Annotated in this window: 22 protein-coding genes; 17 read left to right on the top strand and 5 right to left on the bottom strand. The window is 42.6% G+C overall.

Annotation, left to right across the window (positions count from 1 at the left end; translation table 11 throughout):
• The first annotated feature begins 7 nt into the window (after window positions 1-7).
• Window positions 8-2314, top strand: coding sequence for a DNA translocase FtsK (locus TZ92_RS07915; RefSeq protein WP_080702649.1), 2307 nt, complete (start codon window positions 8-10; stop codon window positions 2312-2314).
• 44 nt (window positions 2315-2358) lie between these two features.
• Here TZ92_RS07915 and TZ92_RS07910 read toward each other — a convergent pair whose 3' ends face one another.
• Complete coding sequence (locus TZ92_RS07910) at window positions 2359-2784, bottom strand: DUF6556 family protein (RefSeq protein ID WP_033629977.1); 426 nt, start codon at window positions 2782-2784, stop codon at window positions 2359-2361.
• A gap of 137 nt (window positions 2785-2921) precedes the next feature.
• Between TZ92_RS07910 and TZ92_RS07905 the strand changes: the two genes are divergently transcribed.
• The 9 genes from TZ92_RS07905 (at window position 2922) to TZ92_RS07865 (ending at window position 11934) form a co-directional block, all read left to right on the top strand.
• Window positions 2922-4064 carry a cysteine desulfurase family protein gene (locus tag TZ92_RS07905; RefSeq protein WP_033629976.1) on the top strand — a complete coding sequence of 381 codons (1143 nt, stop codon included), beginning with the start codon at window positions 2922-2924 and terminating at the stop codon, window positions 4062-4064.
• Between the two features lie 8 nt (window positions 4065-4072).
• Window positions 4073-5287 (top strand): tRNA uracil 4-sulfurtransferase ThiI, encoded by a 1215-nt coding sequence (gene thiI / locus TZ92_RS07900; RefSeq protein ID WP_033629975.1) that lies wholly within the window; start codon window positions 4073-4075, stop codon window positions 5285-5287.
• 136 nt (window positions 5288-5423) lie between these two features.
• Entirely contained in the window at window positions 5424-6248 is an 825-nt protein-coding gene (locus tag TZ92_RS07895) for an alpha/beta hydrolase (protein WP_001016817.1), read from the top strand.
• 20 nt (window positions 6249-6268) lie between these two features.
• Window positions 6269-7009, top strand: coding sequence for an esterase family protein (locus TZ92_RS07890; RefSeq protein WP_000546816.1), 741 nt, complete (start codon window positions 6269-6271; stop codon window positions 7007-7009).
• A 12-nt stretch (window positions 7010-7021) separates the two neighbouring features.
• Entirely contained in the window at window positions 7022-8188 is a 1167-nt protein-coding gene (locus tag TZ92_RS07885) for an ATP-grasp domain-containing protein (protein ID WP_033629974.1), read from the top strand.
• A gap of 157 nt (window positions 8189-8345) precedes the next feature.
• Window positions 8346-9251 carry an aquaglyceroporin Gla gene (gene gla, locus TZ92_RS07880; RefSeq protein WP_033629973.1) on the top strand — a complete coding sequence of 302 codons (906 nt, stop codon included), beginning with the start codon at window positions 8346-8348 and terminating at the stop codon, window positions 9249-9251.
• A 110-nt stretch (window positions 9252-9361) separates the two neighbouring features.
• Complete coding sequence (locus TZ92_RS07875) at window positions 9362-10087, top strand: CppA N-terminal domain-containing protein (protein WP_033629972.1); 726 nt, start codon at window positions 9362-9364, stop codon at window positions 10085-10087.
• Window positions 10084-11019, top strand: a complete 936-nt coding sequence (locus tag TZ92_RS07870; RefSeq protein WP_033629971.1) for a serine hydrolase domain-containing protein — start codon at window positions 10084-10086, stop codon at window positions 11017-11019. The genes TZ92_RS07875 and TZ92_RS07870 overlap by 4 nt, the downstream gene beginning before the upstream one ends.
• Window positions 11020-11028: 9 nt before the next feature.
• A complete protein-coding gene (locus tag TZ92_RS07865) occupies window positions 11029-11934 on the top strand; it encodes a DMT family transporter (RefSeq protein ID WP_033629970.1) in 906 nt (301 codons plus the stop codon).
• Window positions 11935-11978: 44 nt separating this feature from the next.
• Here TZ92_RS07865 and TZ92_RS07860 read toward each other — a convergent pair whose 3' ends face one another.
• On the bottom strand, window positions 11979-13262 hold the full coding sequence (locus TZ92_RS07860; RefSeq protein WP_000808282.1) for a uracil-xanthine permease family protein: 1284 nt from the start codon (window positions 13260-13262) through the stop codon (window positions 11979-11981).
• Window positions 13263-13582: 320 nt separating this feature from the next.
• The gene (gene rsmG, locus TZ92_RS07855; RefSeq protein WP_033629969.1) at window positions 13583-14296 is read right to left on the bottom strand and encodes a 16S rRNA (guanine(527)-N(7))-methyltransferase RsmG; all 714 of its coding nucleotides are present in this window, start codon (window positions 14294-14296) and stop codon (window positions 13583-13585) included.
• A gap of 93 nt (window positions 14297-14389) precedes the next feature.
• Between rsmG and TZ92_RS07850 the strand changes: the two genes are divergently transcribed.
• Together TZ92_RS07850 and htpX are read left to right on the top strand one after the other, a co-directional pair.
• A complete protein-coding gene (locus TZ92_RS07850; protein WP_033629968.1) occupies window positions 14390-14950 on the top strand; it encodes a LemA family protein in 561 nt (186 codons plus the stop codon).
• 1 nt (window position 14951) lies between these two features.
• A complete protein-coding gene (gene htpX / locus TZ92_RS07845) occupies window positions 14952-15851 on the top strand; it encodes a zinc metalloprotease HtpX (RefSeq protein ID WP_000895755.1) in 900 nt (299 codons plus the stop codon).
• Between the two features lie 43 nt (window positions 15852-15894).
• On the opposite strand, the gene TZ92_RS07840 is transcribed toward htpX, so the two are convergent.
• Both TZ92_RS07840 and TZ92_RS07835 read right to left on the bottom strand, forming a co-directional pair.
• On the bottom strand, window positions 15895-17454 hold the full coding sequence (locus TZ92_RS07840) for an ATP-binding cassette domain-containing protein (protein ID WP_033629967.1): 1560 nt from the start codon (window positions 17452-17454) through the stop codon (window positions 15895-15897).
• Window positions 17455-17783: 329 nt separating this feature from the next.
• Entirely contained in the window at window positions 17784-18113 is a 330-nt protein-coding gene (locus TZ92_RS07835; RefSeq protein WP_033629966.1) for a hypothetical protein, read from the bottom strand.
• A gap of 168 nt (window positions 18114-18281) precedes the next feature.
• On the opposite strand from TZ92_RS07835, the gene TZ92_RS07830 reads away from it, so the two are divergent.
• The 5 genes from TZ92_RS07830 (at window position 18282) to TZ92_RS07810 (ending at window position 22258) form a co-directional block, all read left to right on the top strand.
• Window positions 18282-18824: a YceD family protein gene (locus TZ92_RS07830; protein WP_033629965.1), complete on the top strand. Its 543-nt coding sequence runs from the start codon at window positions 18282-18284 to the stop codon at window positions 18822-18824.
• A complete protein-coding gene (nth, locus tag TZ92_RS07825) occupies window positions 18825-19454 on the top strand; it encodes an endonuclease III (protein WP_000244432.1) in 630 nt (209 codons plus the stop codon).
• A gap of 211 nt (window positions 19455-19665) precedes the next feature.
• A complete protein-coding gene (pyrR, locus tag TZ92_RS07820) occupies window positions 19666-20187 on the top strand; it encodes a bifunctional pyr operon transcriptional regulator/uracil phosphoribosyltransferase PyrR (RefSeq protein ID WP_000850018.1) in 522 nt (173 codons plus the stop codon).
• An 18-nt stretch (window positions 20188-20205) separates the two neighbouring features.
• Complete coding sequence (locus TZ92_RS07815; protein ID WP_001293853.1) at window positions 20206-21129, top strand: aspartate carbamoyltransferase catalytic subunit; 924 nt, start codon at window positions 20206-20208, stop codon at window positions 21127-21129.
• Window positions 21130-21178: 49 nt separating this feature from the next.
• Entirely contained in the window at window positions 21179-22258 is a 1080-nt protein-coding gene (locus tag TZ92_RS07810) for a carbamoyl phosphate synthase small subunit (protein ID WP_033629964.1), read from the top strand.
• The last annotated feature ends 176 nt before the right edge of the window (window positions 22259-22434 follow it).

The following is a 22434-nucleotide window of genomic DNA, read 5'->3' as shown; positions in this document are numbered from 1 at the left end:
TAAAAGAATGGCAAACAAGAATACTACAAAAACAAGACGGAGACCGTCTAAAGCAGAACTCGAAAGAAAACAGGCTATCCAGAGGATGTTGATTTCCTTAGGAATCGCCTTGTTATTGATTATTGCAGTCCTTAAACTTGGTGCAGCAGGTGTCACTCTTTACAATCTCATTCGACTGGTGGTCGGAAGTTTGGCCTATGTGGCCATAGGTTCCCTACTCATCTATCTTTTTCTATTTAAATGGATCCGCAAGCAAGAGGGACTTCTGTCAGGATTTCTTTGTATCTTCGCTGGCTTGCTCTTGATTTTTGAGGCCTACTTGGTATGGAAATATGGCTTGGAGCAGTCAGTCCTAAAAGGGACCCTGTCTCAAGTTATGACGGACTTGACTGGTATGCGAGTGACTAGCTTCGCTGGTGGAGGCTTGCTTGGTGTTGGACTCTATATCCCCATATCTTTTCTTTTCTCCAATATCGGATCGTACTTTATTGGAGTTCTCTTGATTCTAGTTGGGGCACTCTTAGTTAGTCCTTGGTCTATTTACGATGTTGCAGCCTTTATTGGAGCTCAGTTCAGATCCTTCATGGAAAAACAGGAACAGAGAAAACAGGAACGCTTCATCAAGAGAGAAGAAGAGAAGGCTCGTCAAGAAGCTGAAGAAGCTGCCAGAATTCAGAGAGAACAAGAAGAACAGGATGCATTACCGCTTCCTCCTGTAGATCCTGAAACGGGAGAAATCTTATCAGAGGTACCAGACTACGATTTTCCCCCAATTCCTGAGGAAGAGTGGATCGAACCAGAGATTATCCTCCCTCAAACTGATTTTGACGTTCCAGATGTGGAAGAAGATTTTGAGGATGAAGAGGTACAGGTTGATTTTTCTGCCAAGGAAGCCCTCGAATACAAGCTACCAAGCTTGCAACTCTTTGCACCAGATAAACCCAAAGATCAGTCCAAGGAAAAGAAGATTGTTCGAGAAAATATCAAAATCCTAGAAGAAACCTTTGCCAGCTTTGGTATCAAGGTGACGGTGGAACGGGCTGAAATCGGTCCATCTGTTACAAAATATGAAGTCAAGCCAGCCGTTGGTGTACGGGTTAACCGCATTTCCAATCTGGCTGACGACTTAGCGCTGGCTCTTGCGGCCAAGGATGTTCGGATTGAGGCTCCAATCCCTGGTAAATCCTTAGTCGGAATTGAGGTTCCTAACTCTGAAATTGCGACCGTTTCCTTCCGTGAACTCTGGGAACAGTCTCAGACTAAACCAGAAAATCTCCTCGAAATTCCTCTAGGTAAGGCTGTCAATGGAACGGCTCGAACCTTTGATCTTTCCAAGATGCCCCACCTACTTGTTGCAGGTTCGACGGGATCAGGGAAGTCAGTCGCAGTTAACGGTATTATCGCCAGTATTCTGATGAAAGCAAGACCAGATCAGGTCAAGTTTATGATGGTCGATCCTAAGATGGTCGAGTTATCCGTTTACAACGACATTCCTCACCTCTTGATTCCAGTTGTGACAAATCCACGCAAGGCCAGCAAGGCCCTGCAAAAGGTTGTGGATGAGATGGAAAACCGTTATGAACTCTTTGCTAAGGTTGGTGTGCGAAATATCGCTGGCTACAATGCCAAGGTCGAGGAATTTAATAGCCAATCTGAGTATAAACAAGTACCCCTGCCTTTGATTGTTGTCATTGTGGATGAGTTGGCAGACCTCATGATGGTGGCCAGCAAGGAAGTGGAAGATGCCATCATTCGTCTTGGACAGAAGGCGCGTGCTGCAGGGATTCACATGATTCTCGCAACGCAACGTCCATCGGTTGATGTTATCTCTGGTCTTATTAAGGCCAATGTCCCATCTCGTGTGGCTTTTGCAGTTTCATCAGGTACAGATTCGCGAACCATCTTGGATGAAAATGGAGCAGAAAAATTGCTCGGTCGAGGAGATATGCTCTTTAAACCAATTGATGAAAATCACCCAGTCCGTCTACAAGGCTCCTTTATTTCGGATGATGATGTTGAACGCATCGTAAACTTCATCAAGGCTCAGGCGGATGCGGACTATGATGAAAGCTTTGACCCAGGAGATGTCCCTGAAAATGAAGGAGATTTTTCTGATGGTGAAGCTGGCGGCGATCCGCTTTTTGAAGAAGCTAAGGCTTTGGTTATCGAAACTCAGAAAGCTAGCGCTTCGATGATTCAGCGTCGTTTGTCAGTTGGATTTAATCGTGCGACCCGCCTGATGGAAGAACTCGAAATGGCAGGTGTCATCGGTCCAGCTGAGGGAACCAAACCACGAAAAGTATTGCAACAATAAAAAAATAACTTCTTTCCAAATTTGGAAAGAAGTTATTTTTTTGATTACTGGTTCGTTTTAGTTTCAGAAGTCGTCGTATTTGACTGTGTTCCATTATCGCTTGTTTCTTTATTTGTAGCTGGTGTAGAAGAGTCCTGAGTTGTTGTTTTCTGCTCTTCTTTTTTCTCCTCTTTTTTATTGGATTGAGAAGTTTCTTCTTGCGTGGTATTTTCTTTAGTAGAAGTGTTGTCCTTGTTAGGTGTAGTATTTTCCTGAGGGGATTCCTTTTGAATTTCCTTGACAACAGTTGTTTGAGTTGTCGTCGGTTCTTTCTTGTTGTTTTTGTTATTATCCATAGCGTTCATGATGGTAATAGTAGCGGTGATTAGACCAAGGATACTACCGATGGTAGCAATCGTTTTTTGAAAGACAGTAAATCCCTTTTTGATGTGTTCTGTTTTTGGTTTTGAAGTTCTACGATAGTTAGACATGATACTCTCCTTTAATTATGATTTATTATACCTCATTTCTTTAAAAAAATCTTAAAAAAAGAGAAACCTCCCTTTCTTGTCGCAGGTCTCTTTTCGTGATACAATAGAAGGAGTGATTTTAGAAAGCGTGAGAAAACATGATCTACTTTGATAATTCGGCGACAACCAAGCCTTATCCTGAAGCACTTGAAACTTACATGCAGGTCGCTTCAAAAATTGTAGGAAATCCGTCTAGTCTCCATCGTTTGGGAGATCAGGCAACACGAATTTTAGATGCTTCCCGGCAGCAAATTGCAGATTTGATTGGCAAGAAAAGTGATGAAATCTTCTTTACCTCTGGTGGAACAGAAGGAGATAACTGGGTCATCAAGGGTGTGGCCTTTGAAAAAGCCCAGTTTGGCAAGCACATCATCGTGTCAGCTATTGAACATCCAGCAGTCAAGGAATCAGCCCTTTGGCTGAAAAGTCAAGGTTTTGAGATAGATTTTGCTCCAGTTGATGAGAAAGGATTTGTGGATGTTGAAGCATTAGCAGATTTGATACGTCCTGATACGACTCTCGTCTCCATCATGGCAGTTAACAATGAAATTGGCTCTATCCAACCTATTGAGGCTATTTCGAAACTGTTAGCAGATAAGCCGACCATTTCTTTCCATGTTGATGCGGTTCAGGCACTTGCTAAAATTCCAACTGAAAAATACTTGACGGATCGAGTGGATTTTGCGACCTTTTCGAGCCATAAGTTTCATGGCGTCCGAGGTGTTGGATTTATCTATATCAAGTCTGGTAAGAAGATTACGCCTCTTTTAACTGGTGGTGGTCAGGAGCGAGACTATCGTTCGACAACTGAAAATGTGGCAGGGATTGCAGCGACAGCCAAAGCTCTCCGTTTGTCTATGGAAAAGTTAGCTGTCTTTACTAGCAAGACGGGGCAGATGAAGGCAGTCATTCGCCAAGCCCTTCTCGATTATCCAGATATTTTTGTCTTTTCAGATGAGGCAGACTTTGCCCCTCATATCCTGACTTTTGGGATTAAAGGTGTTCGTGGTGAAGTCATTGTTCACGCTTTTGAAGACTATGATATTTTCATTTCCACAACCTCTGCTTGTTCGTCCAAGGCAGGAAAACCTGCGGGGACCTTGATTGCAATGGGAGTGGAAAAGGATAAGGCCCAGTCAGCTGTGCGTCTAAGCCTAGACCTGGAAAATGATATGAGTCAGGTCGAGCAGTTTTTGACCAAGCTAAAATTAATTTACAATCAAACTAGAAAAGTAAGATAGGAGCATTTATGCAGTATTCAGAAATTATGATTCGCTACGGAGAATTGTCAACCAAACACAAAAATCGTATGCGTTTCATCAATAAACTTCGCAATAATATTTCAGACGTTTTGTCTATCTATCCTCAAGTTAAGGTAACCGCAGATCGCGACCGTGCCCACGCTTACCTGAATGGAGCTAATTACACAGCAGTAGCAGAATCGCTCAAACAAGTCTTTGGGATCCAAAACTTTTCTCCCGTTTATAAGGTTGAAAAGTCAGTGGAAGTTCTGAAGTCTGCTGTCCAAGAGATTATGAAGGAAATCTATAAGGAAGGGATGACCTTTAAAATCACTAGCAAGCGTAGCGACCACAACTTTGAATTGGATAGTCGTGAACTCAATCAAACTCTTGGTGGAGCTGTTTTCGAGGCTATTCCAAACGTGCAAGCTCAGATGAAAAATCCAGATATTAATCTTCAGGTTGAGATTCGTGAGGAAGCTGCCTATCTTTCCTATGAAACTTTTCGTGGAGCAGGAGGATTACCTGTGGGAAGTTCTGGTAAAGGCATGCTCATGTTGTCAGGAGGGATTGACTCACCTGTAGCTGGTTATTTAGCTCTTAAACGTGGTGTAGATATTGAGGCGGTTCACTTTGCCAGTCCGCCATACACTAGTCCTGGTGCCCTCAAGAAAGCCCACGATTTGACTCGAAAATTGACCAAGTTTGGTGGAAATATCCAGTTTATCGAAGTACCTTTCACAGAGATTCAAGAGGAAATCAAGGCTAAGGCGCCAGAAGCCTACCTCATGACCTTGACCCGTCGTTTTATGATGCGCATTACCGACCGTATCCGTGAGGTACGAAATGGTTTGGTTATCATCAATGGGGAAAGTCTTGGTCAAGTAGCCAGCCAGACCTTGGAAAGCATGCAGACTATCAACGCTGTGACTAGCACTCCAATCATTCGTCCCGTGGTTACGATGGACAAGTTGGAAATCATTGACATCGCGCAGGAAATCGATACCTTTGAAATTTCAATTCAGCCTTTTGAGGACTGCTGTACTATTTTTGCGCCTGATCGTCCTAAGACTAATCCTAAGATAGAGAATGCTGAGCAGTATGAAAAACGCATGGATGTTGAAGGCTTGGTTGAGAAAGCAGTGGCTGGTATCATGATTACTGAGATTACACCTCAAGCTAAAAAAGATGAAGTCGATAACTTGATTGACAATCTCCTCTAATCAGAAAATCCAGAAGAATTCAGAAAAATAAATGAAAAAAGTTAGTTATTTATCCTTAAAATGGACATTTACTGACTTTTTTTCTATTTTTATGGTATAATGAGATAAAATTTTGAATATAGAGAGTTTTCTGACAATGAATCATTCCTACTTTTACTTAAAAATGAAAGAACACAAACTCAAGGTTCCCTATACTGGAAAAGAGCGTCGTGTGCGTGTGCTTCTGCCTAAGGACTACGAGAAAGACACCGACCGTTTTTACCCAGTTGTTTACTTTCATGATGGGCAAAATGTCTTTTACAGCAAGGAGTCCTATATCGGACACTCTTGGAAGATTATTCCAGCCATTAAGCGGAATCCTGATATTAGTCGCATGATTGTTGTTGCTATTGACAATGATGGCATGGGACGGATGAATGAGTATGCGGCTTGGAAATTTCAAGAATCTCCTATCCCAGGCCAGCAGTTTGGTGGTAAGGGTGTGGAGTATGCCGAGTTTGTCATGGAGGTGGTCAAGCCTTTTATCGATGAAACCTATCGTACCAAAGCTGATCGCCAGCACACGGCTATGATTGGTTCCTCTCTAGGAGGCAATATTACCCAGTTTATCGGACTAGAGTACCAAGACCGAATTGGTTGTCTAGGTGTCTTCTCATCTGCCAACTGGCTTCACCAAGAAGCCTTTAACCGCTATATCGAGCGTAAGAAATTGTCGCCTGAACAGCGCATTTTCATCTATGTAGGAACAGAAGAAGCAGACGATACGGACAAGACCCTAATGGCTGGCAATATTAAACAAGCCTATATCGACTCGTCGCTTCGCTATTACCGTGATTTGATTGCAGGTGGAGTACACTTGGATAATCTTGTCTTGAAAGTTCAGTCTGGTGCTATCCATAGTGAGATTCCATGGTCGGAAAATTTGCCAGACTGTCTCCGATTTTTTGCAGAGAAATGGTAAGTTAAGAAAGGAGAAAGCCAATGCATATTGAAAACCTCAGCCACTGGAGTGGCAATCTCAACCGTGAAATGTACCTCAACCGTTATGGACATGCTGGGATTCCAGTTGTTGTTTTTGCTTCATCTGGTGGCAGTCACAATGAATACTATGATTTTGGCATGATCGACGCCTGTGCTTCCTTTATCGAGGAAGGGCGCGTCCAATTTTTTACTCTCTCCAGTGTTGACAGTGAGAGCTGGCTGGCTACTTGGAAAAATGGTCATGACCAGGCGGAGATGCATCGTGCCTACGAACGCTATGTGATTGAGGAGGCCATTCCTTTTATCAAGCACAAGACAGGTTGGTTTGATGGCATGATGACGACCGGTTGCTCGATGGGGGCCTACCATGCACTCAATTTCTTTCTCCAGCATCCAGATGTCTTTACCAAGGTGATTGCCCTCAGCGGTGTTTACGATGCACGTTTCTTCGTTGGCGATTACTACAATGATGATGCCATTTACCAAAACTCACCTGTAGATTATATATGGAATCAAAACGACGGATGGTTTATCGATCGTTACCGTCAGGCAGAAATCGTCGTTTGTACGGGACTTGGTGCCTGGGAACAAGACGGTCTACCATCTTTCTACAAGCTTAAAGAAGCCTTTGACCAGAAACAAATTCCAGCCTGGTTTGCTGAATGGGGACACGATGTTGCCCACGACTGGGAATGGTGGCGTAAACAAATGCCCTATTTTCTTGGACACCTGTATCTATAAAAGGAGTTGCCTATGAATTACCTTGTTATTTCTCCCTACTATCCGCAAAACTTCCAACAGTTTACCATCGAGCTAGCCAATAAAGGCATCACCGTTTTGGGAATTGGTCAGGAGCCCTACGAACAACTTGATGAACCTTTGCGCAATAGTCTGACTGAGTATTTCCGTGTAGATAATCTTGAAAACATAGACGAAGTCAAACGTGCAGTTGCCTTTCTTTTCTACAAGCATGGCCCAATCGACCGCATCGAGTCCCACAATGAATACTGGCTTGAGCTGGACGCAACACTCAGAGAGCAATTCAATGTCTTTGGTGCCAAACCAGAGGATCTCAAAAAGACCAAGTTTAAGTCTGAGATGAAGAAACTTTTCAAAAAAGCAGGCGTCCCTGTGGTACCTGGTGCTGTTATCCATACGGAAGCAGATGTGGATAGAGCAGTTGAGACGATTGGTCTACCAATGATTGCCAAACCTGATAACGGAGTGGGAGCGGCAGCAACCTTTAAGCTTGAGACAGAAGACGATGTAAATCACTTTAAGGCTGAATGGGACCATTCAACCGTGTATTTCTTTGAGAAATTTGTCACTTCTAGCGAAATCTGTACTTTTGACGGACTTGTGGACAAGGATGGTAATATCGTCTTTTCAACGACTTTTGACTACGCCCATACACCACTTGATCTCATGATTTATAAGATGGACAATTCCTACTATGTGCTTAAGGATATGGATCCCAAACTGCTCAAGTATGGCGAGGCTATTGTCAAAGAATTTGGAATGAGAGAACGCTTTTTCCATATCGAGTTTTTCCGTGACGGGGACGACTACATTGCCATTGAGTACAATAACCGTCCTGCAGGTGGCTTTACCATTGATGTTTATAACTTTGCTCATTCCTTGGACCTCTATCGTGGCTATGCAACTATTGTCGCAGGAGAAGAATTCCCAGAGTCAGAATTTGAACCTCAATACTGTCTAGCTACATCACGTCGTGCCAATGCCAACTATGTCTATTCAGAAGAAGACTTGCTTGCTAAGTACAGTCAGCTATTCAAGGTCAAAAAAATCATGCCAGCAGCCTTTGCAGAGCTACAAGGAGATTACCTTTATATGCTGACCACTCCGAGTCGCCAAGAGATGGAGCAGATGATTGTAGACTTTGGTCAACGTCAAGAATAACGATTAGGATGAGAGGAGTTTAACTTCTTTTGTCCTTTTCTTAAAGATAAGTTAAATAAAGCGTTTTCCATAGATTCTTTTAGAAAAGATATTGCTAAAAGGCCTAAAAATTGATAGAATAAGGATTGTCTAAAAAAATTTAAGGAGAATCTATCAAATGGATTTTACATGGGCTATTAAATATGCCACAGAATTCTTGGGAACTGCTATTTTGATCATTCTTGGTAATGGTGCAGTTGCTAACGTTGAACTTAAAGGTACGAAAGGTCACCAAAGTGGCTGGCTCGTTATCGCGGTTGGTTATGGTATGGGGGTTATGATTCCAGCCTTGATGTTTGGTAATGTATCTGGTAACCACATCAACCCAGCTTTCACTCTTGGACTTGCTGTTAGTGGACTTTTCTCTTGGGAGCAAGTACCATATTACATCCTAGCACAAGTTTTGGGAGCAATCTTTGGTCAAGCTTTGGTTGTAGCGACTCACCGTCCTTACTACTTGAAGACAGAAAATCCAAACAATATCTTGGGTACCTTCTCAACGATTTCAAGCATCGACCACGGTACAAAAGAATCACGTTTTGCAGCTACTGTTAACGGTTTCCTCAATGAGTTTGTAGGTTCATTTGTTCTTTTCTTTGCAGCACTTGGTTTGACTAAAAACTTCTTTGGTGCTGAATTAGTAGCGAAAGCTCAGGCGACAATTAATGACCAAGTAGCTCAAGCAGCAGCGCAAGGAACAACCATCCCTCAAGAACAAGTAACAGCAGCGCTTGAGCAAGCAAAAAACCAAGCCGCTCCATTTTTGGCACCAGGTCTTGGAATTGCGCACTTGGCACTTGGTTTTCTAGTGATGGCCTTGGTAACTTCACTTGGTGGACCTACTGGACCTGGTTTGAACCCAGCTCGTGACTTTGGACCACGTCTTCTTCACGAACTCCTTCCAAAATCAGTTTTTGGTCAACACAAGGGTGATTCAAAATGGTGGTATGCATGGGTTCCAGTTGTAGCTCCAATTGCAGCGGGTATTGCAGCAGTAGCACTATTCAAACTACTTTACCTATAAGAAATGAAACTGGGGAATCCCAGTTTTTTTCTTGTAAAATTTTTAAATAAAATAGATATGGCTTGTAAAATATTCGAAAATCCTTTAAAATAAAAGAGTTGGAGGAATTTATGAAGGTGAATGAGATTGTTCGGATCGTTCCGACTTTAAAAGTTAATAATCGAAAATTAAATGAAAGATTTTACATTGAAACCCTGGGGATGAAACCTTTGCTGGAAGAGTCTGCCTTTCTTTCCTTAGGTGATCAGACAGCTACGGAGAGATTGATTTTAGAAGAGGCTCCAAGCATGCGAACACGCAGAGTTGAAGGACTTAAGAAGCTAGCTAGACTCTTGATAAAGGTTGAAAATCCCTCCGAAATCGAGGCCCTCCTTTCTCAAATGAAGTCTCTTCCTCGCCTATTTAAAGGAAACCGTGGGTATGCTTTTGAGATTGTCTCTCCTGAAGAGGATGTGATCCTTGTTCATGCGGAAAATGATGTAAGAGATCTGGTTCCACTGGAAACTGTTCCTGAATTTTATTCAAATACAAGTATAAAATACGTGAGCCAATTTGAGGTTTCTATGGAGTTGCGTTTGCCTGAAGGGACAGAGAGTTTACTTGATCCCGAAGGAGTAGCGCCAGTAATTACCTTTACTAAAGGACAAGGACCAGATTTGGCTGTTGAAAACAATGTCACTTGGGACCTGACTATGTTAAAATTTTTAGTCAAGAATTTTGATCTAACCAGTCTTCGTCAGAAATTTGAAAAGACAGGCTACTTTGTCCCTAAGTCTGAAAAATTCTTCCTTGGTAAAGATACCAATAACATTGAATTATGGTTTGAAGAAGCATGAAGTTGGAAAAAATTATAAGAAAAATAGAAAATCAAATCGAGGCAGGGATTTATCCTGGTGCCTCTTTTGCATATTATAAGGATGGTGAATGGAAAGAGTCTTATCTAGGATTGAGTGATCCAGAACGAGACTTGAAGACAGAAACCGGTTTGGTTTATGATTTGGCCAGTGTGAGTAAAGTCGTGGGAGTGGGGACGGTTCTTATCTTCTTGTGGCAGCAGGGCAAATTCGATATTGATCGACCGGTGACGGATTTTTTACCGGAGTGTGATTATCCTGATATCACTATACGGCAACTTCTGACCCATGCCACAGACTTGGACCCCTTTATCCCAAATCGGGACCTCTTGACTGCCCCTGAATTAAGAGAAGCCATGTTTCACCTCAACAGACGAAATCAGCCAGCCTTCCTATACTCGGACGTTCACTTTTTACTCTTGGGTTTTCTTTTGGAAAAAATCTTTAACCAAGAATTGGATCAGATTATAGAAGAACAAGTTTTGGAACCATGGGGAATGAAAGAGACCAAGTTTGGTCCCGTTGAGCAAGCTGTACCAACAGTGAGAGGAGTAGAGGCCGGAATCATTCACGATCCCAAAGCCCGTCTATTAGGGAAACATGCAGGAAGTGCTGGTTTGTTTTCGACTGTTAAGGATTTGCAGATCTTCCTGGAACATTACTTGAAAGATGATTTTGCTGCAGAATTGAGCCGAAATTTTTCTCCTTTAGATGATAAGGAGCGTTCCCTAGCCTGGAATCTGGAAGGAGCTTGGCTCGACCATACGGGCTATACAGGTACCTTCATTATGTGGAATCGGGAGAAGCAGGAGGTGGCTATCTTTTTATCCAATCGAACGTATGAGAAGGATGAGCGTTCCCAGTGGATAGTCGATCGAAACCAAGTCATGGAAATGATTCGTCAAGAAGAGTAGGGGTGAAGCATGTCAAAAACCGTAAAAGGAACTCTGTATACAGTAGTGGCAGGGATTGCTTGGGGCTTGTCAGGAACCAGTGGCCAATACCTAATGGCACACGGGATTTCTGCTCTAGTCTTGACCAATTTGCGACTTATTATTGCAGGCTTGGCACTGGTGTTCTTATCCTATACGACTTCAAAGGATAAACTCTATGCTTTTTTAAAAGACAGAAAAAGTCTGCTATCTCTGTTGCTATTTGCAGTGTTCGGGCTTTTCTTAAACCAGTTTGCCTATCTTTCTGCCATTCAGGAAACCAATGCTGGCACGGCGACAGTTCTCCAGTATGTATGCCCCGTTGGGATCTTGGTTTATACTTGTATCAAGGATAAGGTGGCGCCTACTCTGGCTGAGATTATTTCGATTGGTTTAGCAATTGGAGGAACTTTTCTGATTGCGACGCATGGGAAAGTTGACCAGTTGTCTGTCACACCCATAGGTCTGTTCTGGGGCCTCTTTTCTGCCCTAACCTATGCCCTCTATATTATCCTTCCCATCGCTTTGATTAAGAAGTGGGGCAGTATTTTGGTGATTGGTGTTGGGATGGTTATTTCTGGTGTAGTGGCTATTCCTTTCACAGGAGTCTTACAGGCCAGCATACCAACCAGCTTAGATTTTCTCTTTGCATTTGCTGGGATTATCATCATCGGAACGGTTTTTGCCTATACAACTTTCCTAAAGGGAGCTAGTCTGATAGGCCCTGTTAAGTCTAGTTTATTAGCTTCCATAGAACCAATTTCTGCCGTTTTCTTTGCCTTTCTGATTATGAAGGAACAGTTTTATGCGATTGATTTTGTCGGTATGGCTATGATTTTACTAGCCGTGACCATTATTTCATTGAAAGATTTACTGTTGGAAATAAAGAGTAAGTAATAAAAAAATCCACTCAATCGAGTGGATTTTGTGTGTAGAGATGATTAATCTTTATTTTCGTGTGGCAAAATCAAGTTCAAGATGATTCCTGTCATGGCTGATAAAGCAGTACCTGAAAGTGTAACTGGTCCAAGTTTGAGGATAGCTCCACCAAGTCCAAGTACTAACATGGCACTTGCGATGATGAGGTTACGCATTTGACTGAAGTCAACGCGCTCTTTAATCAAAACTTTTAGACCGTTGCTGGCGATAACTCCGTAGAGAAGGATGGACATGCCACCAAGCACAGCATTTGGAATGGTTGAAATCAAGGCAGTGAATTTCCCTAGGAAGCTAAGAGCAATCGCGATGAAGGCCGCGTTACGGATAACAGAGACAGAAGCGATACGAGTCATCCCGATAACTCCTGTATTTTCTCCGTAAGTCGTATTAGCTGGTCCACCGAGGAAAGCAGATACTGATGTCGCGATACCGTCACCGAGAAGCGTACGGTGAAGTCCTGGTTCTTTTAGAAATTGACGGCCACAGATTTGACTCAAAACTGTGTGGTCTCCGATGTGTTCTGAAATTGTTACAATAGCGATTGGCAAGATGGCGATTGTTTCAGGACCGAAGTACAAGTTGTACTCTTTAAAGGCTCCACCTGTACTAAATGGCAAGTAGAAACCAGGAATTTCAAACCAGTTGGCTTGAAGGACTGGGGTAAAGTCAACCAAACCAAGCATCATAGCGAAGATATACCCACCGATGATGGCAAAGAGGAAAGGAATGATACGGAGAAAACCTTTTCCTTTTGTGTTGATAAAGGCTGCAATCAAGAATGTAACAACGGCTACAAGAGCATTTTTCCAGTTTCCGTCTGCCACAAGTCCAGCATTCGTTACAGCAGAACCAGCAAGACCAAGACCGATAACGATAATCATAGGTCCGATAATGATTGGGGGCAAGAGTTTGTCAATCCATTTCGTACCTGCAAAACGAACACTTGCTGCTACAAGGACATAGACCAAACCAGTCAAGATGACCCCAGTTTGAGCAGCAGATACATCGCCTCCCATTTCTTTCATGGCTAGAGACATAGCTGTGATAAAGGCGAATGAAGAACCTAGATAAACTGGAACCTTAAAGCCAGTAGAAATCATGTAGATAAGTGTTCCAATACCGGAAGCAAAGAGAGCAACCGATACGGGCATTCCCAAAATTAAGGGAACGAGAATGGTTGCACCAAACATGGCAAACACGTGCTGGAAGCTTAGAAGAATTCCTTTACCAGCAGAAGGACGTTGATCAACGTCTAGTAACAAGTCAACAGTTGATTCCTGTTTCATAAAAACCTCACTTTTGGGCACCAAAAAAGAGCCCATTATTTTGCAGCAATAGGCCCTCAGAGTAAGACTTTTTAAAAAATAGCTATCTTTTAAAAATTTATATAAATCTGCGCCTTCGTCACCTCACAGGATGACATTAAAAACCTTTGCTTAGGATAGTATAGCAGAAAAAATTCGTTTTGTAAACGAATTTTTCCCGATCCCGGAAATGCGAGAGCGAGGTCCGTTTTGTAAACGAATTTTCCCCGAGCCTAGAAATGTGAGAGCGAAGTTGATTTTGTAAATGGTTTTCTGAATTTTAAACAAGGGGGCACCATTGTTTAAAGTGGGCGTTTGTTGGGCATGCCAGCCTTTCTTGGGTACTTGTTAGGTGTTTCCTTTTTCTTTGCGACGACAGTGATGTAGCGCGGATCTCCATTTGGCAGGGCATAGCTGAGGTTGTCCTCTACCTTGCTAAAGAGGAGGTTGAGAGCGTTCTTGGCTTCTAGCAATTCCTCAGGAGCATTGCTGGCCTTGAGTGCCAATAGTTTGCCGCTAACTTTAAGATAGGGAATGGTCAGCTCAGACAAGATCTGCATACGGGCAACCGCACGAGCTGTCACCACATCAAACTGGGCACGGAAGTTCTTGTCTTGGGCAAAGTCTTCTGCCCGTCCATGGTAGAAGTGAACACCATCCAAATCCAACTCCTGAGCTAAAAGCTGAAGGAAGTTAATGCGCTTATTGAGCGAATCAATGATGGTCACCTCCAACTGAGGATAGAGAATTTTCATGGGCAGACTAGGAAATCCTGCCCCCGCTCCGATATCAAGAAGTTTGATAGTTTCATTTGAAATCAAGCCTTGCAGAATAGGTGCAATCGAATCATAAAAATGTTTGAGATAAACTTCTTCTTTATCTGTAATAGCGGTCAGGTTAATCTTTTCATTCCACTCGACCAAGAGTTCAAAATACCGTTCAAATTGGTTCTTTTGCTGGTCCGAAAGTAGAAGATTTTGCTCAGCTAGTAGGCTGTAAAATGTTTCTGGTTTCATAGTAGTTTCCTTCTCTAGTATCATCTTATTTTACCATATTCATTAAAAATTTGATATACTGGTAGTAATCTAAAAGCAGAAAGGAAAAAGATTATGACTTGGATTATTCTTGGAGTTTTGGCTCTGATTGTTATTTTTGTGATTGTTAGCTATAACGGTTTGGTTAAAAATCGTATGCAGACCAAGGAGGCTTGGAGCCAGATAGATGTTCAGTTGAAGCGTCGTAATGATCTCCTCCCAAACTTGATTGAAACAGTCAAAGGCTATGCGAAATATGAAGGTTCTACTTTGGAAAAAGTAACAGAACTTCGTAGACAAGTAGCCGCAGCAACTTCACCGGCAGAAGTTATGAAGGCCAGTGATGCCCTTACCCGCCAGATTTCTGGTATCTTTGCAGTAGCAGAGAATTACCCAGACTTGAAAGCTAGTGCTAACTTTATCAAATTGCAAGAAGAGTTGACCAATACAGAAAATAAAATTTCTTACTCACGCCAACTCTACAACAGTGTTGTCAGCAACTACAATGTAAAACTTGAAAGTTTCCCAAGCAACATCATCGCAGGGCTATTTGGCTTTAAAGCTGCAGACTTCCTTCAAACGCCTGAAGAGGAAAAGGCAGTTCCTAAAGTTGACTTTAGCGGTTTAGGTGACTAAGATGTTGTTTGATCAAATTGCGAGCAATAAACGAAAAACTTGGATTTTGTTGCTGGTTTTCTTCCTACTCTTGGCCTTGGTTGGTTATGCTGTTGGCTATCTCTTCATGCGTTCAGGTCTTGGTGGCATGATTATTGCCTTGATTATTGGTCTTATCTACGCTCTGACCATGATCTTTCAATCGACAGAGATTGTTATGTCTATGAATGGGGCGCGTGAGGTTGATGAGCAAACAGCTCCAGACCTCTACCATGTAGTAGAAGATATGGCCATGGTTGCTCAGATCCCCATGCCACGTGTTTTCATCATTGAGGATTCTTCTTTAAATGCCTTTGCAACAGGTTCGAATCCGCAGAATGCAGCAGTCGCAGCAACGTCGGGTCTCTTAGCTATCATGAATCGTGAGGAGCTAGAAGCTGTTATGGGGCATGAAGTCAGTCACATTCGGAACTACGATATCCGCATTTCGACCATTGCTGTTGCACTTGCCAGTGCCATTACCCTTCTGTCTAGTATGGCAGGACGGATGATGTGGTGGGGTGGCGCAGGTCGCAGACGGAGTGATAATGATCGCGATGGAAATGGTTTGGAGATTATCATGCTTGTTATCTCTCTCTTAGCCATTGTTCTAGCACCTCTCGCAGCAACCTTGGTGCAACTTGCCATTTCCCGTCAGAGGGAATTTCTGGCGGATGCATCCAGTGTGGAGCTGACTCGCAATCCTCAAGGGATGATCAATGCCTTGCGTAAGTTGGAGAATAGCGAGCCGATGCATCACCATGTTGACGATGCCAGCAGCGCTCTTTATATCAATGATCCGAAGAAAGGTGGCGGGCTTCAAAAACTCTTTTATACCCACCCACCTATCTCAGAACGAATCGAACGCTTGAAACACATGTAAAAAAATCCAGAGGTCGTCTCTGGATTTTTGCTATGTTCAAAAATTATAAATCTTGTAAATCGACGACCTCCAAACCATTTTCTGTCAAACGATAGATACTCGTACAGACCTCTTTTAAGAAACGTCTGTCATGCGAAACAGTGATGAGACCGCCAGGATAGGAGGCAAAGAGTTTTCTGATTTCAGGTTGAGAAGTGGGAGAAAAGTTTCGTGTAGGCTCATCCAGAAGGAGAAAGTTTGGTTTGCGCAACACTAAATCCAAAAGTAGAAGTTTACCTTGTTGCCCACCAGATAGGGAGCGGATTTGGTGGTGCATCTCAGGATAGCTGAAATTGAGACTGGCTAAATGAGATTGGATTTTCTGTAGTTCCTCTTTTTGTCCGGTTTGGCTGAGATAGGCTACTGGTGACATCTCCAATTGCAGTTTTTTATGGTAATCTTGTGGCATAAAACCAAGCAAAATTTCTCTTTTGTTGCTTAAGAGTTGTTGTAACTTGGCTAACAGAGTTGATTTTCCAACACCATTAGGCCCTATGATACCGATTTTATCTTGACTACGGACAATTAGTTGTAACTCCTGAGCTAAAATGCGCTGGCCAATGGACAAATTTTCTTTTTCCAGTTGGATTAAGACTTTAGAAGCCGCTAATGGCTGGATGTCTGAAAAGAAAAGTTGGATTTGTTCTTCTTCAAGTGGCATTTGGGTCATGGACTGAGCTTCCTTTTCAAAGCGTTTTTCTTGAGAGAGAACAGTTTTCATCTTTTTAGCCAATAGGCGACCGGCAGTACTGTCTTTGGTAGCTCGAAGTGCAGTTTCTACATTTTGCTTAACTCGACGATGTTTTTCCATGGTTTTGTCATAGGCTCTCTGGTCGTTAGCAGCTTGCTGACTTTGTCTGGCAAAACTAGCCTTTCTCTGCTCACTATAGCGATCATAGTCTAAATGCTCGACTAGTGTTTCTGCTTCTTTCCGATGCTTGACCAGTCGCAAGTGGACAATAGTATCTGCCGTTTGAGAAAGAAAGTCTTCATCATGGGAAATGAAAATAACAGTTTGCCTAATCTTTTGAATCTGTCTTTTTAGCCAATCAACCGTCTCAAGGTCTAGGTCATTTGAAGGTTCATCTAAAAATAGAACCTCAAAGGGTTTTGCTAACTCGTGGATGAGCTGAATTTTCAAAGCTTCGCCCCCTGATAGACTGCCAATCTCTTGGTCGCTAGCAAAACGGTCGCTATCAAAGTGCAATTCCTCCGCCAAACTATAAAGAATACTGTAGTCTAAATCAGCAGAATCCAAAAAGAAGTAGTCGTGTAGAGTCCTATTTTTCAGGATTTCAGGGAGTTTTTGAGGAATGTAGGCCAGTGATTGAAGGTCAGACTGGATGTCGCCCTTGATAGTAAAATCAGGTAATGCTTCCCCCATTAAAGCTCGCAGCAAAGTTGATTTGCCATTTCCTTCTTCACCAATAATAGCAACCTTTTCCCCGTCTTGGATAGTCATGCTTAAGTCAGATACAAGGTCTCGTAAATCTTTGTTTTGTGTGATGGTCAGATGATTGATTTTTATCATATTTTTGCCCTTTCTAGAATGTTCATAGTGCATAGCAAAAAGCTCTACTTTATCTAGTAGAGCCCAAAGTCACTGTCAAAACTCTATTATCCTCGTTGAAAAACTCGTCAAACTAGCTTGGAGCTGCCTAACCCAACCCAAGAGGAGCATAGCTTTCTAGTTTTTCGATTTTCAATGAGAACAGGATACTAGAAAATCTAGTATAAAAAGAGCACACAAAAAGAGACAAAAACAAGATCTACTAAATAAAGTTCTTTATTTGATAGATTAGTTGTTCATGTCTCCCATACCTCCGAGTATTAGTACCTCTATCCTATACCTTTAAGGAAATTTTGTCAATAGAAAACAAGTAATTTCAAGCTCTAAAAACCAAAAACAGGCCCATAGAGAGTTAATACGTGTTTGACATGTTCGTAGTGGAACTTGTCATAGTTTCGCCAAGCAGTGCGAGCTGGGTCGTTTAGTTTTAGGCTCCCTAGTCCAATCAGAAGACTGGTGCGTTGGTAAAATTTCTCAAGGTCGATTAAGATACTGTTGTCTAGCTTTTCTGCTTTTTTTAGTTCCTTAAGAGTGGTGTTCAGCAGCTCTTGCAGTCGAAGATCATCGGCTGTTCCTTGTTTGCAGCTTTGGTAGCTTTTATTTAACTCGGAAAGGAGTTGGTAAGCTTCAGTGATGAGTGCTTTGTCTTCCATGTGAGCATCCTCCTTGCTCTGATGTATTCTTGCCTATAGTATAGCACTTAAAGGAAAAATTGTCATAGTAAATATGTTGAAAAATGAGATTTTAATATCAAAGTTTGTAAAGCTGACTTATAGCCTTTTCATGGTATAATCAAGTGAGTACATCTTTATGGAGGAAATATGAAGTTAAATATTCAAGAAATTCGTAAGCAGCCTGAAGGCCTACACTTTGAACAAGCTTTAGACCTGGCAGCAGACTTGCGTAAACGAAATCAAGAGATTTTAGATGTCAAAGATATCCTTGCAGTGGGAAAGGTGCAGTACGAAGACCGTTTGTATTTCTTAGACTATCAGCTATCTTATACCATTGTTCTTGCTTCCAGCCGCAGTATGGAGCCAGTTGAGTTGGCTGAGTCTTATCCAGTCACAGAGGTCTTCATGGAAGGAGCGATCAACCAACTGGACCAGGAGGTTCTTGATGATGACTTGGTCTTGCCTATCGAAAATGGGGAAATCGACCTTGCTGAGAGCGTAGCAGATAATATTCTGCTCAATATCCCTATCAAAGTCTTGACGGCAGAAGAAGAGGCGGGCCAAGGATTTGTTTCAGGTAATGACTGGCAAATCATGACTGAAGACGAATACCAAGCCCAACAAGCAGTCAAGAAAGAAGAAAATAGTCCATTTGCTGGCTTGCAAGGACTGTTTGATGGAGACGAGTAGATGGTTTTATCCAAGAAACGTGCCCGTCATGTCATTGAGGAAATTATTGCCCTTTTTCCAGATGCCAAACCAAGTCTAGATTTTCGCAATCATTTTGAACTCTTGGTTGCGGTGATGTTGTCAGCTCAGACGACAGATGCAGCGGTAAATAAGGCCACGCCAGGTCTCTTTGCTGCTTTTCCAACGCCACAAGCCATGTCTGTCGCGACAGAGAGTGAAATTGCTTCACACATTTCTCGCCTGGGACTGTATCGAAATAAGGCCAAATTCCTTAAAAAATGTGCCCAACAGTTACTAGACGATTTTGATGGTCAAGTGCCTCAGACACGAGAGGAATTAGAAAGTCTAGCGGGTGTTGGTCGTAAAACAGCAAATGTCGTCATGAGTGTGGGGTTTGGGATTCCTGCTTTTGCAGTGGATACTCATGTGGAGCGTATCTGCAAGCATCATGATATCGTTAAAAAATCAGCTACGCCACTTGAAGTAGAAAAACGTGTTATGGATGTCTTGCCACCAGAAGAATGGTTAGCAGCTCACCAGGCCATGATTTACTTTGGACGAGCTATCTGTCATCCCAAAAATCCAGAATGCGATCACTATCCCCAACTGTATGATTTTAGCAATGTTTAAGAGGACACTGAAAAAAGTTTTTGCTTGATTTTAAGGGTGCTTTATGCTATAGTAAATGGTAACTAAATAGTCCTTTAAACCTGTCCCGTGAGGCAGGCAAGGAGCGCGATAAAGTAGAAGGGTGAAGTCTATACTGTTTATAGTTGGGCTCGCTTGGCCATACATTTCAAGTCTCCTTGTAGAAGGAGACTTTTCTTTTTGGAGGTTTGTCATGAAGACAAAAGAAGTTGTAGACGAATTGACTGTCAAACGAGCGATTACGCGAATTACTTATGAGATTATTGAGCGCAATAAAGATTTGAATAAGATTATCCTAGCAGGGATAAAAACGCGTGGTGTTTTCATCGCTCATCGTATCAAAGAACGCTTGGAGCAGTTGGAAAACATCACAGTTCCTGTTGTGGAATTGGACACCAAACCTTTCCGTGATGATGTTAAAAGCGGAGAAGATACTTCTTTGATTTCTGTTGATGTGACTGACCGTGAGGTTATCTTGGTGGATGATGTACTCTATACAGGCCGTACTATCCGTGCTGCTATTGATAACATTGTCGGCCATGGTCGTCCTGCGCGCGTGAGTCTTGCGGTGCTAGTTGACCGTGGACATAGAGAATTGCCTATCCGTCCAGATTACGTTGGGAAAAATATCCCAACTAGCCGTTCTGAAGAAATCATCGTAGAGATGACAGAACTTGATGGCCAAGACAGAGTTCTGATTACTGAAGAAGCTTAGAAAGCTGAAGGAGTAGCCATGTCAGAAAATCAACAAGCATTGAACCATGTGGTTTCCATGGAAGACCTCACTGTCGATCAAGTGATGAAATTGATCAAACGAGGTATCGAGTTTAAAAACGGAGCCCAACTTCCCTACGAGAACAAACCTATCGTGTCTAATCTCTTCTTTGAAGATTCTACACGGACACATAAGTCCTTTGAAGTGGCAGAGATTAAGCTAGGGTTGGAGCGACTGGACTTTGATGTGAAGACTAGTTCGGTCAATAAGGGTGAGACACTTTATGATACCATCTTGACCCTATCTGCTTTAGGAGTGGATGTCTGTGTGATTCGCCACCCAGAGGTCGACTATTATAGAGAGTTGATTGCAAGTCCGTCGATTACAACTTCCATTATCAATGGTGGGGATGGTTCGGGACAACATCCTAGCCAGAGCTTGCTTGATTTGATGACTATTTATGAGGAATTTGGCCACTTTGAGGGTCTCAAGGTTGCTATTGCAGGCGACTTGGACCACTCACGCGTTGCCAAATCCAATATGCAGATTTTGAAACGCTTGGGTGCTGAACTGTTCTTTGCAGGTCCTGAGGAATGGAGAAGTCAAGAGTTTGCGGACTATGGACAGTTTGTAACTATTGATGAGATTGTTGATCAGGTGGATGTTTTGATGTTACTCCGCGTTCAACATGAACGCCATGATAGTGGAGCAGTTTTTTCAAAAGAAGACTACCATGCTCAACACGGTTTGAACCAAGAACGCTATAATCGCTTAAAAGAAACAGCAATCATTATGCATCCGGCTCCAGTTAATCGAGATGTGGAAATTGCTGACCACTTGGTTGAAGCACCAAAATCACGCATTGTCCAACAAATGACCAACGGTGTCTTTGTTCGAATGGCAATCTTAGAATCCGTATTGGCGAGTAGGAACGCCAACTAAAACACAAGACGTTAAAAGACGCCAGTGAGCGTCCACGAGAGGTGAAAATATGACAAAAAGACTTCTAGTATTAGAAGATGGTACAGTTTTTGAAGGAAAGGCCTTCGGAGCAGATATTGATGTAACAGGCGAAATCGTCTTTAACACAGGGATGACCGGCTACCAAGAATCCATTACAGACCAGTCTTATAATGGACAAATCTTGACCTTTACTTATCCTTTGGTGGGAAATTATGGAATCAACCGTGATGATTACGAATCCATCATTCCAACTTGTAAGGGAGTCGTTGTTTTCGAAGAGGCACGTAGAGCTAGCAACTGGCGCAACCAAATGACGCTAGATGAATTTTTGAAAGCTAAGAAAATTCCAGGTATTTCAGGGATTGATACGCGTGCACTTACCAAGATTATCCGTAAGCATGGTACCATGCGTGCAACTTTGACTCATGTTGGGGACAGTATGGACCATGTGACGGACCAGCTCCAAGCAACAGTCTTGCCGACAGATAATATCAAGCAAGTCTCTACTAAGACAGCTTATCCTGCTCCTGGAGTTGGATTGAGTGTCGTTCTGGTAGACTTTGGGCTCAAGCACTCAATCTTACGTGAACTTTCTAAGCGTAACTGTAACGTTACGGTTGTTCCGTATTCAACGACGGCAGAAGAAATTCTCCACCTAAATCCTGATGGAGTTATGTTGTCAAATGGTCCAGGTAACCCAGAAGATGTTCCAGAAGCACTGGACATGATTCGTGGTGTGCAAGGGAAAATCCCAATCTTCGGTATTTGTATGGGACACCAACTTTTTGCCATGGCAAACGGGGCTAAGACCTACAAGATGAAATTTGGTCACCGTGGATTTAACCACGCGGTACGTGAGATTGCAACAGGACGTGTAGACTTTACCAGCCAAAACCATGGTTATGCAGTCAGCCGTGAGGACTTGCCAGAGCATTTGATCATTACCCACGAAGAAATCAATGACAAGTCAGTTGAAGGAGTTCGTCACAGATACCAACCAGGTTTTTCTGTACAATTCCACCCAGACGCAGCTCCTGGTCCACACGACGCTAGCTACCTCTTTGATGAATTTATCGAGATGATGGAAGCTTTTAAACAAGCAAACTAAGAACGAGTAAAAGCTCGTTAGAGAATTTATGTAACTGAACACGGACGGAAAGCTCGGAATTTAGAGAAATCAACTTGGATTGTCAATCCTTCCTTGGTTTCCTAAAATTCAATCGCTTTCTATTCGTCCTTTGTATCTTATTTAATGTCGCTCTGTGAGGCGACGAATAGAAAGGA

The sequence above is a fragment of the Streptococcus oralis subsp. oralis genome (assembly GCF_000960035.1).
GTDB lineage: Bacteria > Bacillota > Bacilli > Lactobacillales > Streptococcaceae > Streptococcus > Streptococcus oralis_G.
Note: the sequence above shows the minus strand (reverse complement) of the source record. Positions and strands in the feature narration are given on the sequence as shown.

Coding starts and splice junctions, on each gene's coding strand:
- TZ92_RS07830 (WP_033629965.1), top strand. CDS start 18,282: ATGAAGTTAAATATTCAAGAAATTCGTAAGCAGCCTGAAGGCCTACAC.
- TZ92_RS07915 (WP_080702649.1), top strand. CDS start 8: ATGGCAAACAAGAATACTACAAAAACAAGACGGAGACCGTCTAAAGCA.
- TZ92_RS07905 (WP_033629976.1), top strand. CDS start 2,922: ATGATCTACTTTGATAATTCGGCGACAACCAAGCCTTATCCTGAAGCA.
- TZ92_RS07875 (WP_033629972.1), top strand. CDS start 9,362: ATGAAGGTGAATGAGATTGTTCGGATCGTTCCGACTTTAAAAGTTAAT.
- pyrR (WP_000850018.1), top strand. CDS start 19,666: ATGAAGACAAAAGAAGTTGTAGACGAATTGACTGTCAAACGAGCGATT.
- TZ92_RS07835 (WP_033629966.1), bottom strand. CDS start 18,113: ATGGAAGACAAAGCACTCATCACTGAAGCTTACCAACTCCTTTCCGAG.
- TZ92_RS07870 (WP_033629971.1), top strand. CDS start 10,084: ATGAAGTTGGAAAAAATTATAAGAAAAATAGAAAATCAAATCGAGGCA.
- rsmG (WP_033629969.1), bottom strand. CDS start 14,296: ATGAAACCAGAAACATTTTACAGCCTACTAGCTGAGCAAAATCTTCTA.
- TZ92_RS07850 (WP_033629968.1), top strand. CDS start 14,390: ATGACTTGGATTATTCTTGGAGTTTTGGCTCTGATTGTTATTTTTGTG.
- TZ92_RS07860 (WP_000808282.1), bottom strand. CDS start 13,262: ATGAAACAGGAATCAACTGTTGACTTGTTACTAGACGTTGATCAACGT.
- TZ92_RS07840 (WP_033629967.1), bottom strand. CDS start 17,454: ATGCACTATGAACATTCTAGAAAGGGCAAAAATATGATAAAAATCAAT.
- TZ92_RS07865 (WP_033629970.1), top strand. CDS start 11,029: ATGTCAAAAACCGTAAAAGGAACTCTGTATACAGTAGTGGCAGGGATT.
- thiI (WP_033629975.1), top strand. CDS start 4,073: ATGCAGTATTCAGAAATTATGATTCGCTACGGAGAATTGTCAACCAAA.
- TZ92_RS07815 (WP_001293853.1), top strand. CDS start 20,206: ATGTCAGAAAATCAACAAGCATTGAACCATGTGGTTTCCATGGAAGAC.
- gla (WP_033629973.1), top strand. CDS start 8,346: ATGGATTTTACATGGGCTATTAAATATGCCACAGAATTCTTGGGAACT.
- nth (WP_000244432.1), top strand. CDS start 18,825: ATGGTTTTATCCAAGAAACGTGCCCGTCATGTCATTGAGGAAATTATT.
- TZ92_RS07890 (WP_000546816.1), top strand. CDS start 6,269: ATGCATATTGAAAACCTCAGCCACTGGAGTGGCAATCTCAACCGTGAA.
- htpX (WP_000895755.1), top strand. CDS start 14,952: ATGTTGTTTGATCAAATTGCGAGCAATAAACGAAAAACTTGGATTTTG.
- TZ92_RS07895 (WP_001016817.1), top strand. CDS start 5,424: ATGAATCATTCCTACTTTTACTTAAAAATGAAAGAACACAAACTCAAG.
- TZ92_RS07810 (WP_033629964.1), top strand. CDS start 21,179: ATGACAAAAAGACTTCTAGTATTAGAAGATGGTACAGTTTTTGAAGGA.
- TZ92_RS07885 (WP_033629974.1), top strand. CDS start 7,022: ATGAATTACCTTGTTATTTCTCCCTACTATCCGCAAAACTTCCAACAG.
- TZ92_RS07910 (WP_033629977.1), bottom strand. CDS start 2,784: ATGTCTAACTATCGTAGAACTTCAAAACCAAAAACAGAACACATCAAA.